This window comes from Gryllotalpicola sp. CP2-P1 (assembly GCF_057512245.1).
On record NZ_JBLRDT010000062.1, the window covers coordinates 1 to 13,868 of the forward strand.

At 70.0% G+C, this 13,868-nt stretch carries 11 protein-coding genes; 6 read left to right on the forward strand and 5 right to left on the reverse strand.

Annotated features, from left to right (window positions below; genetic code table 11):
• On the reverse strand, positions 1–963 hold a 963-nt coding region (locus ACM2XV_RS06895), incomplete at its 3' end, for a zinc-dependent metalloprotease (RefSeq protein ID WP_487026395.1).
• A gap of 88 nt (positions 964–1,051) precedes the next feature.
• Between ACM2XV_RS06895 and ACM2XV_RS06900 the strand changes: the two genes are divergently transcribed.
• From ACM2XV_RS06900 to ACM2XV_RS06910, 3 genes are all read left to right on the forward strand, one after another.
• A complete protein-coding gene (locus ACM2XV_RS06900) occupies positions 1,052–2,182 on the forward strand; it encodes a YlbL family protein (protein ID WP_487026396.1) in 1,131 nt (376 codons plus the stop codon).
• 84 nt (positions 2,183–2,266) lie between these two features.
• Positions 2,267–5,167, forward strand: coding sequence for a UPF0182 family membrane protein (locus ACM2XV_RS06905; protein ID WP_487026397.1), 2,901 nt, complete (start codon positions 2,267–2,269; stop codon positions 5,165–5,167).
• 21 nt (positions 5,168–5,188) lie between these two features.
• Complete coding sequence (locus ACM2XV_RS06910; RefSeq protein WP_487026398.1) at positions 5,189–6,769, forward strand: Mur ligase family protein; 1,581 nt, start codon at positions 5,189–5,191, stop codon at positions 6,767–6,769.
• On the opposite strand, the gene ACM2XV_RS06915 is transcribed toward ACM2XV_RS06910, so the two are convergent.
• Positions 6,758–7,801, reverse strand: a complete 1,044-nt coding sequence (locus ACM2XV_RS06915) for an agmatine deiminase family protein (RefSeq protein WP_487026399.1) — start codon at positions 7,799–7,801, stop codon at positions 6,758–6,760. The two genes, ACM2XV_RS06910 and ACM2XV_RS06915, sit on opposite strands and share 12 nt — an antisense overlap.
• On the reverse strand, positions 7,798–8,733 hold the full coding sequence (locus ACM2XV_RS06920; protein WP_487026400.1) for a nitrilase-related carbon-nitrogen hydrolase: 936 nt from the start codon (positions 8,731–8,733) through the stop codon (positions 7,798–7,800). Before ACM2XV_RS06920 ends, ACM2XV_RS06915 begins: the two co-directional genes overlap by 4 nt.
• A gap of 138 nt (positions 8,734–8,871) precedes the next feature.
• Here ACM2XV_RS06920 and ACM2XV_RS06925 point away from each other — a divergent pair, with 138 nt between their 5' ends.
• Positions 8,872–10,182 (forward strand): HNH endonuclease signature motif containing protein, encoded by a 1,311-nt coding sequence (locus ACM2XV_RS06925; protein ID WP_487026401.1) that lies wholly within the window; start codon positions 8,872–8,874, stop codon positions 10,180–10,182.
• Positions 10,183–10,198: 16 nt separating this feature from the next.
• Here the strand turns inward: ACM2XV_RS06925 and ACM2XV_RS06930 are convergent, their stop codons facing one another.
• The gene (locus tag ACM2XV_RS06930) at positions 10,199–10,519 is read right to left on the reverse strand and encodes a hypothetical protein (RefSeq protein WP_487026402.1); all 321 of its coding nucleotides are present in this window, start codon (positions 10,517–10,519) and stop codon (positions 10,199–10,201) included.
• A 40-nt stretch (positions 10,520–10,559) separates the two neighbouring features.
• Here ACM2XV_RS06930 and ACM2XV_RS06935 point away from each other — a divergent pair, with 40 nt between their 5' ends.
• The gene (locus tag ACM2XV_RS06935) at positions 10,560–12,188 is read left to right on the forward strand and encodes a stealth family protein (RefSeq protein ID WP_487026403.1); all 1,629 of its coding nucleotides are present in this window, start codon (positions 10,560–10,562) and stop codon (positions 12,186–12,188) included.
• On the opposite strand, the gene ACM2XV_RS06940 is transcribed toward ACM2XV_RS06935, so the two are convergent.
• Positions 12,133–13,104: a phosphodiesterase gene (locus ACM2XV_RS06940; RefSeq protein WP_487026404.1), complete on the reverse strand. Its 972-nt coding sequence runs from the start codon at positions 13,102–13,104 to the stop codon at positions 12,133–12,135. The two genes, ACM2XV_RS06935 and ACM2XV_RS06940, sit on opposite strands and share 56 nt — an antisense overlap.
• Positions 13,105–13,261: 157 nt before the next feature.
• Here ACM2XV_RS06940 and ACM2XV_RS06945 point away from each other — a divergent pair.
• Positions 13,262–13,868, forward strand: a 607-nt coding sequence (locus ACM2XV_RS06945) for a BPSS1187 family protein (RefSeq protein ID WP_487026405.1), incomplete at its 3' end; no start/stop codon positions are given.

The window sequence follows — 13,868 nt, forward strand, 5'->3', positions numbered from 1 at the left end:
GCCCTCGATGAGCGCGAGCTGCGTCTCGAGGCGGGCGAGCGCGGCTTCCTGAGCGTCGGTCTTCGGCGGGATCAGCGCACCGGAGGCGAGCACGTCGCGCAGCTCCTCGGGGTTCGCGGGGTCGAAGGACGACGCGACGTCTTCGAGGCGCTCGGTGTCGATGCGGATGCCGCGCGCGAACTCGGTGATCGCCGTGATGACCTGCAGCCGCAGCCACTTCGCGTGCCGGAACAGCCGCGCGTGGGCGAGCTCGCGCACCGCGAGATAGAGGGAGACCTGGTCGTCGGGGATGTCGAGGCCCTCGCCGAAGGCGCGCACGTTCTGCGGCAGCAGGGCCGCCTGCCCGTCCTCGAGCAGCGGGATGCCGATGTCGCCGCCCGAGACGACCTCGGTCGAGAGCTGCCCGACCACCTGGCCGAGCTGCATCGCGAACAGCGTGCCCCCCACGGCGCGGACCATCTGGCCGGCGTTGGCCAGCATGCCCTGCAGCTCCTCGGGCGCCTGCTCGCGCATGACCTTCGTGAGCGAATCCGCGATGGAGTTCGCGACCGGCTCGGCGAGCTGCGTCCACAGCGGCATGGTGCGCTTCACCCATTCGCCGCGCGACAGCAGGGTGGGCGTCTGGGTGAGCGCGCCGACGCTCGTCGCCTCGTCGAGCCAGAGCTCGGCGACGTGGAAGGCCTGCTCGAGCGCCGAGGTCTGCCCGGGCGGCGTCTCGACGGTGCCGGACTGCGCCAGCTGCCGCCCCTGCTGCAGGGCGAGGTCCCAGTTGATCGAGCCGTCGGGGTTGCCCCGCAGAGCGCCCTGCAGCTGCACGATGAGCTGCTGGATGCTCGCCGGGTCGCTCGGCAGACCCGCCGCGCCCGCGAGCTTCTGCGGGTCGAGCTCGGCGTTGCCCGCGAGCATGTCGCGCAGCATGTCGCGCAGGGCGTCCTCGGGAGACTTGTCGTCGTCGTCCGACATGTCGGTGCATCCTCCACTGATAGGGCGCGCAGGTACGATCAGACGGCCTGCGCAAGCAGAATTCCACGCTAGCCCGGAAAGAATCACGATGACCTTGTACTCCGAGGAGCCCGAGAACGCTGTGCGCGAACGGGAGGGCGAGCGGATGCCCCGGGCGAAGCGCGTCGGCTATCTGCTGCTCGTGGCATCCGTCGCCGCGATCCTGATCCTCGGCTTCGCGCCCAGCCCGTACGTCATCGAGCAGCCGGGCCCCGTCTTCAACACGCTCGGCGTCGACACCGCGGTCGGCCAGCCGAAGCGGGACGATGCGAAGCCCGTGCTGTCGATCCGCGACCGGAAGACCTACCCGACGAGCGGCTCGCTCGACCTGCTCACCGTCAACGTCGTGGGCAACCCGCAGCAGCTGCCGAACTGGTTCCAGGTCGTCACCGCGTGGTTCCAGCGCTCGAAGTCGGTCGTGCCGGTCGAGGCCGAGTTCCCCCGCGGCCAGACGGCGGACCAGGCCAACAAGCAGAACGCGCAGCTGATGTCGACCTCGCAGCAGGATGCCACGGCGGCGGCCCTCGTCGCCCTCGGCTACGACGTCGAGCAGCACGTCGTGGTCGTGAGCGTCGAGAAGGGCTCGCCCGCCGACGGGCACCTCAAGGCGAATGACCGCATCACCGCCGTCGACGGCGCGAAGGTCCAGACCGTGCAGGACCTGCGGGATGCGGTGCAGGCCGACCACGGCGGCGCCGTCACCGTCACGATCGAGCGCGACGGCACGACGCAGGACGTCGACATCACGCCGAAGAAGTCGAACGGCGCCTGGATCCTCGGCGTCGTCGGCGGCCAGCAGTACGGCACGCTGCCGGTCACGGTCGACTTCCAGCTCGCCGACATTGGCGGCCCGAGCGCCGGGCAGATGTTCGCGCTCGGGATCATCGACAAGCTGACGCCCGGCTACCTGAACGGCGGCAAGCGCGTCGCGGGCACCGGCACGATCGACGCGGCGGGCAACGTCGGGGCGATCGGGGGCATCCGCCAGAAGATGTTCGGCGCGCGCGCGGCGGGGGCGACGGTGTTCCTCGCGCCGCAGTCGAACTGCGACGAGGTGGTCGGCCACGTCCCCGACGGACTGCACGTCTATGCGGTGAAGACCTTGTCGGACTCCCTGAACGTGCTGAAAACCGTCTCTGACCACGGCGACACCAGCAAGCTCGCAAGCTGCCACAGCTAGGCTTAAAGGGTGAGCTCCGCCGCTGCCTCCGGTCCCGCTGCTGGTCCCTCTCGGCCACCGGTCGACCGTCGCAGGCGCGCCGCCGTGTGGATCACCATCGGCGCCATCGTCGTGCTCGTCATCGCGTTCTTCATCTTCGCGAGCCTGTTCACCGACGTGCTGTGGTTCCAGCAGCTCGGCTACCTCGGCGTCCTGACCACGCAGTGGTGGTGGGGGCTCGGCATGTTCGCGGTCGGGTTCCTCGGCATGGGCTTCCCGCTGTGGCTGTCCATCCAGCTGGCCTACCGGCTGCGGCCCGTCTATGCGCGGCTCAATACCCAGCTCGACCGCTATCAGCAGGTCGTCGAGCCCCTTCGCCGCCTCGCCATGTGGGGCGTGCCGATCGTCTTCGGCCTGTTCGCCGGCATCGCGAGCGCGAGCCGCTGGCAGGTGGCGGCGCAGTGGCTGCACTCGACGCCGTTCGGGTCGAGTGACCCCCAGTTCCACATCGACGACTCGTTCTACATCTTCCGGCTGCCCTTCTATCACTCGGTCGTGAGCTTCTCGCTGGCGGTGCTGATCATCGCCTTCCTCGCGACGATCGCGACCGCCTACCTCTACGGCTCGATCCGCGTCAGCGGCCGCGAGGTCCGCATCTCGCGCTCGGCCCGGGTGCAGATCGCCGTGATCGGCGCGGTCTACATGGGCGTCCAGGCGCTGAGCATCTGGCTCGCCCGCTTCGACACGCTGACGAACTCGAACGTGAAGGACTCGATCACGGGGGCCGCCTACACCGACGTGCACGCCACGATCCCCGCCCGCACGATCCTCGCCGGCATCGCCGTGATCGTCGGCCTCGTGTTCGTGCTCACCGCGGTGACGGGCCGCTGGCGCTACCCGATGGTCGGGCTCGGCCTGCTGATCGTGAGCGCCATCGTGATCGGCACGCTGTACCCGTGGGGCGTTCAGAAGTTCACCGTCGACCCCAGCGAGAAGCCGAAAGAGACGGCATACGTCTCGAAGGCGATCGATGCCACGAGGGATGCCTACGGGGTCTCCGACATCAACGTGCAGTCCTATGACGCGACCTCCGACACGCCGGCGGGCGCGCTGCGCGAGGACGCCGACACGACGGCCAGCATCCGCCTGCTCGACCCGACGGTCGTGAGCCCGGCGTTCAGCCAGCTGCAGCAGTTCCGCCAGTACTACTCGTTCCAGCCCGACCTCGACGTCGACCGCTACACGATCGACGGGAAGTCGCAGGACACAGTGGTCTCGGTGCGCGAGCTCGACCAGAAGGGCCTCGGCTCGTCGACGCAGAACTGGTTCAACGACACCTTCGTGTACACGCACGGCTACGGGCTCGTCGCGGCCGCCGGCAACGAGCGGCAGGACGACGGGGCACCGCAGTTCATCGAATCCGGCATCCCGACCTCGACGAAGCTCGGCGACTACCAGCCGCGCGTCTACTTCGGCCAGGACTCCCCGGCGTACTCGATCGTCGGCGCGCCGAAGGGCGGCAAGCCGGTCGAGCTCGACTACCCCGCCGGCAAGAACGGGAAGCAGGCGACCTACAACACCTACACGGGCGACGGCGGGCCGAAGCTGTCGAACGTCTTCGTGCGCCTGCTCTACGCGCTCAAGTTCCAGGACGAGCAGATCGTGCTCTCCGACCAGGTGAACTCCGACTCGCAGATCCTCTACAACCGCGACCCGGCCAAGCGCGTGAAAGAGGTCGCGCCGTTCCTGACCCTCGACTCGAACCCGTACCCCTCGGTCGTCGACGGGCACATCGAGTGGATCATCGACGGCTACACGACGAGCGATCAGTACCCGTACTCGATGCGGCAGTCGCTCTCTGGCGCGATCGCCGACTCCGACACCGAGCGCCAGCCGTTCGCGATGGACGACGTCAACTACATCCGCAACTCGGTGAAGGCGACGGTCGACGCATACACGGGCAAGGTCACGCTGTATGCCTGGGATGCCAGCGACCCGGTGCTGAAGACGTGGCAGAAGATCCTGCCGCTCAACGTCAAGCCGGTCTCCGACATGAGCGCCCAGCTGATGAGCCACGTGCGCTACCCCGAGGACCTGTTCAAGGTGCAGCGCCAGATCCTCGCCTCGTATCACGTCACCGACGCGGGGGCGTTCTTCTCCAACGAGGACGTGTGGAAGACGCCGTCAGACCCCTCGAAGGACACCAGCACGGTCCAGCCGCCGTACTACCTGACGATGAAGCTTCCCGGTGAGAAGTCCGCCGCGTACACGCTGTACTCGACGTACATCCCGGCCTCGAGCCAGAGCACCAGCAGGAACATCCTCAAGGGCTACCTCGCGGTCGACTCCGACGCGGGCAGCGCGAAGGGGAAACCGTCGAAGGACTACGGCAAGCTCACCCTGCTGAGGATCTCCAACGACAACGTCTGGGGCCCCGGCCAGGTGTTCGCGACGGCCGAGTCCGACCCCGATATCGCGAAGCAGCTGAGCCTGCTGCGCAGCACGACGGCGACGACGGTCGACTACGGCAACCTGCTCACGATCCCGGTGGGCGGCGGCATGCTCTACGTCGAGCCCGTCTACGTGAAGTCGACCGGCTCGACGAGCTACCCGCTGCTTCAGGAGGTCATCGTCTCGTTCGGCTCCAAGGTCGTCATGCAGCCGACGCTGGATGCCGCGCTCGACGAGCTCTTCGGCGGGAACTCGGGCGCGCCGGCCGGCGACAAGGACACGACTCCGACCACCCCGCCTGCCGCGTCGTCCGACGGCTCCGGCAACGGCACGAGTCCCACGACCCCGCCCACGTCGACGCCCAGCTCGACCCCGAAGCCGACCCAGTCGGCCGGTGACAGCGCCGAGCTGAAGCAGGCGATCGCCGACGCGCAGAGCGCCTACGACGACGCGCAGGACGCCCTGAAGAACGGCGACTGGACGGCGTACGGCGACGCGCAGTCTCGCCTGCAGGACGCCTTGCAGCGTGCGGCCGATGCTGAGGGCGGCAAGTAGCCGCGCCGATAGAGTTACAGGATGCAGAGCGTTCCTCCCGTCCTTCGCCCAGAGCACCCGACGCCCCGGCCGCTCGCGGAGTTCGCCCGGCACTTCGGCCTCGAGGTCGACGGCTCGCTCGAGGGCGTGTCGGCCACGGGCATCACGCTCGCCACGGCCGATCTGCGCAGCGGCGAGATCTTCGTCGGCATCCACGGCGTGCGCGCACACGGCGCGTCCTTCGCGCCCGAGGCCGTCGAGAAGGGCGCGGTCGCGATCGTGACGGATGCCGACGGGCTGGGGCTCGTGCGCGACGCGGGCCTCACCGTGCCGGTGCTCGTGACCGACGACCCGCGCGGCCACCTCGCCGACTACTCGGCGTGGGTCTACGGCACGGCCGACTCGCCGCTCAAGATCCTCGGCGTCACGGGCACCAACGGGAAGACCTCGACCGTGCACCTGCAGGACGCGCTGCTCACCCAGCTCGGCGTCGTGTCGGGAATGTCGTCGTCGGCGCAGCGACACATCGCGGGGGAGTCCATCACCGCGCGCCTCACCACGCCCGAGTCGAGCGAGCTGCACGCGCTGCTCGCGCTCATGGTCGAGCGCGGCGTCGAGACCTTCGCGCTCGAGGTCAGCGTGCAGGGCATCGTGCGCCACCGCGTCGACGGGTTCAAGTTCGACGTGGCCGGCTTCACCAACCTGCAGTACGACCACATGGACGACTTCAAGGACATGGACGAGTACCTGGAAGGCAAGCTCCCCATGTTCCGCGCCGACCGCGCGAAGCGCGCGGTCGTCTCGCTCGACACCCCGGCAGGCAAGACCGTCGTCGACACCGCACGCGCCGACGGCGTGCCCGTCACCACCATCGCGACGCCGCAGATCGCGCTCGACCAGGACCTCGCGGCCACCGCCGACTGGATCGTGACGGCGGGCGAGAGCACCGCCGACGTGCACACCCAGTTCACGCTGCGCTCGGCCGACGGCACGCGCGAGCTCACGAGCGTCACGCCGGTCATCGGCGCGCACATGGTCGCGAACACCGGCATCGCGATCGTGATGCTGCTCGAGGCGGGCTACGCCTGGGACGACATCGTCGCGGTGCTCGAGCGCGACGGCGGCATCCAGACCGTGCTTCCCGGTCGCACCGAGGTCGTCACGACCGGGCGCGGTCCGGTCGTCTACCTCGACTTCGGCCACACGCCCGACGGCTTCGAGCGCACCACGCAAGAGGTGCGCAAGGTCACCAAGGGCCGCCTGATCACCATGATCGGCGCCGACGGCTCGCGCGACACCACGAAGCGCCCCGCGATGGGCGCTGCCGCCGCGCTCAACAGCGACGCGACCATCGTCACCGACCACCACCCCCGGTGGGAGGATGCGGCGGTGATCCGCGCGGGGCTTCTCAAAGGCGCGCGCGAGGCGCGGCCCGACGGCGACATCCGCGAGATCTTCCCGCCGGAAGAGGCCATCAAGGCCGCGGTCGCGATGCTCGGGCCTGACGACGCGCTGCTCTGGTTCGGCCCCGGCCATCAGACGCACCGCGAGATCCAGGGCGTGCGGTACCCCTACGACCCGCGCGGCATGGCACTGGGCGCACTGCGCGAATCAGGCTGGTGACGCGGCCGGCTGCTGCTGCGTGATGCAGTGGATGCCCCCGCCGCGCGCGAACAGCGGCCTGGCGTCGAGCGAGACGACGCGGCGGCCGGGGTACGCGTCGGCGAGGATGCCCGCCGCACGCTCGTCGGCGACCCTGTCGCCGAAGGCGCAGGCGATCACGCCGCCGTTCACCACGACGTGATTGACGTAGTTGTAGTCGACGGGGCCCTCGTCGTCGGTCAGGGCGTCGGGCGCGGGCAGCTCGACGATGTCGAAGCGCCGGCCTGAGGCATCCGTCTGCCCCTCGAAGAACGCGCGCAGCTCGCGCGTCACCTCGAAATCGGGGTGCGCGTCGTTCCGCTGCACGTGCAGCAGCAGCGTGCCCGGGCTCGGCAGGGTCGCGACCATGTCGACGTGGCCGCGCGTGCCGAATTCCTCGTAGTCGCGCGTGAGCCCGCGCGGCAGCCAGATCACCTTGCGCGCGCCCAGCGTGCGCGCGAGCTCGGCTTCGACGCGTTCCCGGGTGGCGTGCGGATTCCTGCCCTGATCGAGCTGGACCGTCTCGGTCACGAGCACCGTGCCCTCACCGTCGGTGTGGATCGCCCCGCCCTCGTTGACGAGAAGGGAGCTCACGACAGGTGTTCCCGCGGTCGCCGCGACCGTCTGAGCGATGAGCGCGTCCTTGCCCCACGTCGCCCAGGCCGGGGCGCCCCAGCCGTTGAAGATCCAGTCGACGGCGGTGAGGCCGCCGCTGCCGTCGCGCACCCAGGTCGGGCCGATGTCACGCATCCACGCGTCGTCGAGTGGTGCGACGACGGTCTCGATGTCGTCGCGCAGGTACCGGGCCGCCACCTCGACCTGGCTCGGGTCGACCACGACCGTGACCGGTTCGAAGTCGGCCGCGGCTGCCGCGACATCCGCCCACATCTGCCGAGCCTCGTGCGCGTCGGCCGCGGTGTCGCCCAGCGTGTAGCCGCCGGTCGGGAAGGCGAGCCAGAGGCGATCGTGCGGTGCGGTCTCGGCGGGCCAGCTGAGGCTCGGGGCCGCCGTCATGCGAGCCCCGCATAGGTGTCGGGCCGCCGCGTCGTGAAGAAGGGGAACAGCTCGAGCCACTCGGCGCGGCTGGTGAGATCGAGGTCGGCGACGAGCACGACCGACTCGTCGCGCGGCGCCTCGACGAGCACGCGGCCGAACGGGTCGGAGATGAAGCTCGTGCCGTAGAACGTCAGCGCGCCCTCGTCGCCCCAGCGGTTCGGCACGACCATGTAGAGCCCGCTCGTGATGCCGTTCGCGACGATCACCTTCTGCCACGGGGGAGCGGTGTCGAAGTTGGGGAAGTCGGGCTCGGAGCCGATCGCCGTGGGGTACGCGAGGATGTCGGCGCCGGCGAGGCCGTAGCTGCGGCTGACCTCGGGGAACCACTCGTCCCAGCAGGTGGGCAGGCCGAGCTTCGCGCCGCCGAGCTGCGTCACGCCGTAGACGGGGTAGGCGTCTTCTGCCGGGCCGGGGCGGAAGTAGGTGTCCTCGTAGTAGCCCGCGGTCACCGGGATGTGCGTCTTGCGGGTGCGGCCGACGAGCTCGCCGTCGGGGCTCACCAGGATCGCCGTGTTGTAGCCGCGAGGGTCGTCGGGTTCGTCGTCGTCGGCCGGGCGCTCGTAGAGGCTCGCGTGCACCACGATGCCGTGCTTCCTCGCCTGCTCGGCGGCAAAGGCGAACGTGGGGCCGGTCGTGAGCGACTCGGCGCCCTCCTTCGGGGTTCCCGTGGCGCGGACATCCGCCGGGTACTTCGAGAGCGTGAGCTCGGGCAGGAACACGGCCTGAGTGCCGGACGCGGCCGCCGCCGCGATCCCTTCCGCGAGTTGGGCGCGCAGCTCGTCGGCATCCTCGAGCCAGCGGTGCTGCACGAGCGCGACGCGCACGGTGCGCCGCGGGCGCTCGTTTGTCTTGAGATACGGCTCGGGCGTTTCGGCGGTGATGACGCGCATGCGCCGATTGTGGCAGAGCGAGCGTGACGGGCGCGTTTCACGCCCTGAGGACGTGCGCGCCGGAAGGTTATCCACCCCTTCATGCGCAGTCGCGAATGGTCGGCCTCCAATGTCAGTGGTCCCTGGTTGACTGCACGCATGAACCACCCCACCGAGATCGGCGCCTCCGATGGCGGCGCGAGCGCAGCCGAACTGGCGCGCGAGCGGCTGCTCGACCAGGCGCACGAGCTGCAGGCCGCGCAGGCGCGCGCCGAGGCGGGGTTGATCGAGACCGTCGTGCGCACCGTCGACAACGCGGTCGCGCATCCCGAGATCGAGCTGGTTCCCGGGGACCCCCGGCCGACCGACGCCGATTATGCCGCCCGCTCGGCCGTGCTGGGCCTGTCGCTCGAGCTCGCGATGAGCGAAGACCAGGTGCGCACCTTGCTCGACGAGGGCCGCATGCTGGCCAATCTGCTGCCGGCGACCTGGGCCGCGTTCCGTGCGGGCGAGATCACGCATCAGAAGACGCGGGTGATCCTGAAGCACTTCCGAAAGCTGCCCATCGACGAAGAGGTGCAGCTGTACTTCGACCGGGTGATGGCCGAGGCCGGCAGGATCGTCAACATCAAGCAGCTCGGTCGGAAGGCCGCGCGCCTGGCCGAGCGGCTGGGCGAGAGGCCGCTCGATGTGGTCCATGCCGAGGCGGCCGCCGCGCGCCGCGTCTGGGTCGACATCGAAGAGGGCACCGGCATGGCCTACTTCACCGCCTATCTGCACGCCGACCAGGCACTCTTGGCGAAGGCCCGGGTCGACGCACTGGCGAGAACGCTCGATGACGCGAATCTGCCCGACGCCGAGCGGCGCACCGCAGACCAGAAGCGGGCCGACGTCACGGCCGACGTCCTGATCGGAAAGGGCGAGCCGAACGAGGCGCGGCCGCACGTGAACGTCTACGTGCCGCTCTCGAACCTCGCGCACTGCCCGGAAGAGGTCAAGCCCGCCTCCATCAACGGCGTCGTGCCGATCTCCGCCGCCCGCGCCCGCGAGCTCGTCGGCGCCTCCCCGACGCTCACCCGCATCTTCACCGATCCGGTCGACGGGGCGGTGCTGGGAGTCGGGCGGAAGAAGTACGTGCCGAGCGCCGACCTCAGGCGCTTCGTGCTCGCCCGCGATGAGATCTGCGCAACCCCCGGCTGCACGCGCGGTGGCGAGGACTGCGACCTCGACCACCGCATCGACTTCGCCATGGGCGGCGAGACGAGCGCCGACAACCTGACGCCGCGGTGCCCGAAAGACCACGCCGTGAAGCACGCCACCCGCTGGGCCGTCGAGACCCGCCAGACCGCGGCCGGCACCACCGAAGTGTGGTCCTCCCCGGGTGGCAGGCGCTATTGGGATCGCAGTCTCGACCCACCGCCGCGCTCGAGACGCCCGCGACCACCGATCCCCGACGAAGCGCCCTTCTAGTCTTTCGGCGCGACTGCTAACGTCCCCGCTCGACCGAAACCCCGGGCACCTCGCGCAGCGCCTCGACAAGCTTCGCGCGCACCCGCGCCTCGACGTCAGGCCGACCGGCGCCGCCCCGCACCAACTCGCTCGCGGTGCTGATCGCGTCGTCGAGTGCGCTCACGAGCGTGTGACGGGCGGATGCCGCAGGCGACTCAGCATCGCGGACGACGCGGTCGAGGGTGGCGGCGGCCTGGTCGAGCTTCCGCTGGGCGGGCAGCGCGGGGTCCGTCACGATGCCGACGAGTTTGTTCACCAGTTCGCGCGAAAGGTGCGCGACTCCGCGTGATGAGGCCATGCCCCCAGTCTTCCAACCCGGAAGTACTTACAGTGGTTGCATGCTCCACGCCATTCCACGGGATCCCGATTCCCCGGTGGCGCGGGGGGCGGGCCTGCAAGACCGCGCCGACATCGTGCTGCGCGGCGGGCTCTACTCCCTGCTGAACACCGACCTGACGCCGTACGAGTCCATGGTGAGCGACCTGCTCGCCGTCAGAGCCGTGCTCGCGGCATCCGATATCGCCTATCTGCTCGTGCGCGACGAAGCCGGCCGCCTCGTGATCGCCGTCGACCGTGCCGCGCGCAAGAGGCTCGTCGCAGTGCTCGCCGAGGCGTTCCGCGACGAGCCGTTCTATGCCAAGACGATGCGCGTCGACGGTGCGACGGTGCGCAAGGACGACGGGCGGCCGCTGCTGCTGGCCGACGGGGTGCTCTCCGAGCGCCACAAGGCCGAGGTGTTCCGGCTCTACCGCCCGCGCATCGAGCCCGTCGGGCGGCTGCGCTACGGCCACAAGGACGCGTTCCAGCTCGAGCTGTGGCGGTTCGGTGACGAAGAGATCATCGCCCCTGTTCCCAACCTGCTGACCCGCACGCGCATCAAGCGGTCAGAGGCGGTTGCAGACGAGGTCGAGCTGTTCGGGCAGACCTGGCCCACCCTGCAGGGCATGTTCGAGCCGACGGTCAGTGATGTCGACTTCCCGATCGACCTCGTCTTCTCGTGGGTCGACGGCTCGTCCGCCGAGTTCCAGCGGGCGCGCGCCGCGCGCATGGCGAGCTACGTCGTCGGCGAGGGCGACGACTCCGAGGCGCGCTATCGGCAGATCGACGAGCTGAAGTACGCGCTACGCAGCGTGCACCTGTTCGCGCCGTGGATCCGCCGCATCTTCATCGCGACCGACTCGCCGGCGCCGGCGTGGCTCGCCGAGCACCCCAAGGTGACGATCGTGCGCAGCGAGGAGTTCTTCGCCGATCCTTCGGTGCTCCCGACGCACAACTCGCACGCCGTCGAGGCGCAGCTGCACCGCATTCCCGGCCTCGCCGAGCACTTCCTCTACTCCAACGACGACATGTTCTTCGGGCGCCCCGTGCAGCCCTCGATGTTCTTCTCGCCGGGCGGTGTGTCGAAGTTCGTCGAGGCGACGACCCGCATCGGCCTGGGCGACAACGATCCCGCCCGCAGCGGGCACGAGAACGCGGCGCGGGTGAACCGGCGCCTGCTGCGCGAGCGCTTCGGGCGCACGACGACGCGGCATCTCGAGCACTGCGCCGCGCCGCTGCGGGTTAGCATCGCCAAGGAGCTCGAGGCCGAGTTCCCCGAGGAGTTCCGCCGCACGGCGGCGAGCCGCTTCCGCAGCGCGAGCGATATCTCCGTCACCAACTCGCTGTACCACTACTACGCGCTCATCACGGGGCGAGCCGTCGAGCAGCGACAGGCCAAGGTGACCTACGTCGAGACCACGCTGCGGCGCTCGCTGAACCAGCTCGACCGGCTGCTGCGCCGCCGCGATCAGGACATGTTCTGCCTCAACGACGGCAGCAACCCCGAGCTCTCCGTCGAAGAGCGCACCGAGGCGGTGACGGAGTTCCTCGAGCGGTACTTCCCGATTCCCGCGCCGTGGGAGCGGCCCGTGGCTAGTTCTCGAGCGCCGGCTCCTCCTGCGGAGCCAGCATCGGCTCCTCGGGCGTGACCCACGCGTTGACGCGGTCGGCGATGCGGATGCCGGCGTCGGCGAGCCGGGCGGCCGCGATCTCGGGGCTCACGTAGTCGAGCGACGCGTACTGCCCGAGGGGAACGACCGAGTGCAGCACCGTTCCGGGGTAGACGTGCACGAGGTTGAACGCCTGGGCGCCGTCGCGCGGGCTCGTGCCGCGCGTCTCGCCCCGCACGGGCACGTTGAGATCCTGCGTGTAGCAGGTGGCGGATGCCACGGAGACGGGGATCCCCGCGAACGTCGCGCTTGACGAGTAGTGCAGGTGGCCGGCGAGGATGGCGCGGATGTCGGTGCCCTCGACGACCTCGGCCAGAGCGCTCTGGTCGCGCAGCTCGACGGTGACGGCGAGGTCGAGCACGGCGGGGACCGGCGGGTGGTGCATGGCGAGAATCGTGCCGTGCGGCGCGGGCTCCGAGAGCTCTTCCGCAAGCCAGTCGAGCTGGGCCGAGGTGAGCGCGCCCCAGTGCTCGCCGGGAACGCTCGTGTCGAGGGTGATGACGCGCAGCCCGTTGACGTCGTAGACGCGGTCGACCGGCCGGGGCGTGGGAACCTCGCCGAGCAGGTGCTCGCGGAACGCGCCGCGGTCGTCGTGGTTGCCCATCGCCCAGATGACCTGGGCGCCGATGCGCGCGGCCGCCGGCTCGACGATCGAACGCAGCAGCTCGTAGGCATCCGCCTCGCCCTTGTCGGCGAGATCGCCCGTGAAGACGATCGCCTCTGGGCGACCGCGGCTCGCCTCGAGCTCGGCGAACAGCTCGGCGAGGTGCGCGGCGCTGTCGACCCGGTCGTAGAGCTTTCCGGCGACGCCGTTGTCGCGCCCCAGCAGGTGGGTGTCGGAGAGGTGCAGCAGGAAGTGGTCCGGTCGCGGGTACTCCGCTGTACGGGTGTTCACGTCTCTATCCGACCACTTCGAGGCGAACCGCCGGTGAACGACACCCGTGCAGGCGCTGAAAGCCGAGCAGGCCTGTAATCGAATCGTGTCCGTTCCGTTGGCTTCCGGTCGGCGGATTCATTCGTTTCTCGTAGATCGCGACACGTAGCATCCGCTCGTGTCCCTCCCGCGTCACCGCATCTGGCTGGTCCTCGCGCTCGCCGCAGCCGTCTGCGCTGCGACACTCGGCATGCTCGCCTGGCCGGGGCACGTGGCAGAGGCGGCAGGGCCGATCGCCTTCCGGCTCTCGTCGCCGGCCGACCACGCGCTGCGGCCCGACGCGCTCAACCTCGCGGAGTCGTCGCCCGGGAACGCTCCCTTGCTCGTGTTCCTGCCCGCGACCGGCGCCGTGCCGCGCAGCTATACGCGTTTCCTCGACACGGCGCACGGTGCGGGCTTCAGCGTGCTCGGCCTCGACTACCACAACATCGGGCCGTCGCTCGCGCACAGCTGCGAGGCAGACCTGGCCTGCTACGGCGACATGCTCGCGAACCGCTTCGACGGCAGTCACCCGACGCGCTTCAGCCGCGTGGCCCCTGGCGGCGCGATCGTCGACAGGCTCGACGACGCGCTCGCCTACCTGTGCGCGCACGACCCCGCCGGCCGGTGGCAGCGCTACCTGCGCGGGTCCGAGGTGCGCTGGAATCGCCTGGTGCTGGCCGGGCACTCCCAGGGCGGCGGCGAGGCCGAGTACATCGCGCACCGCCACGCCGTGCGCGGGGTGC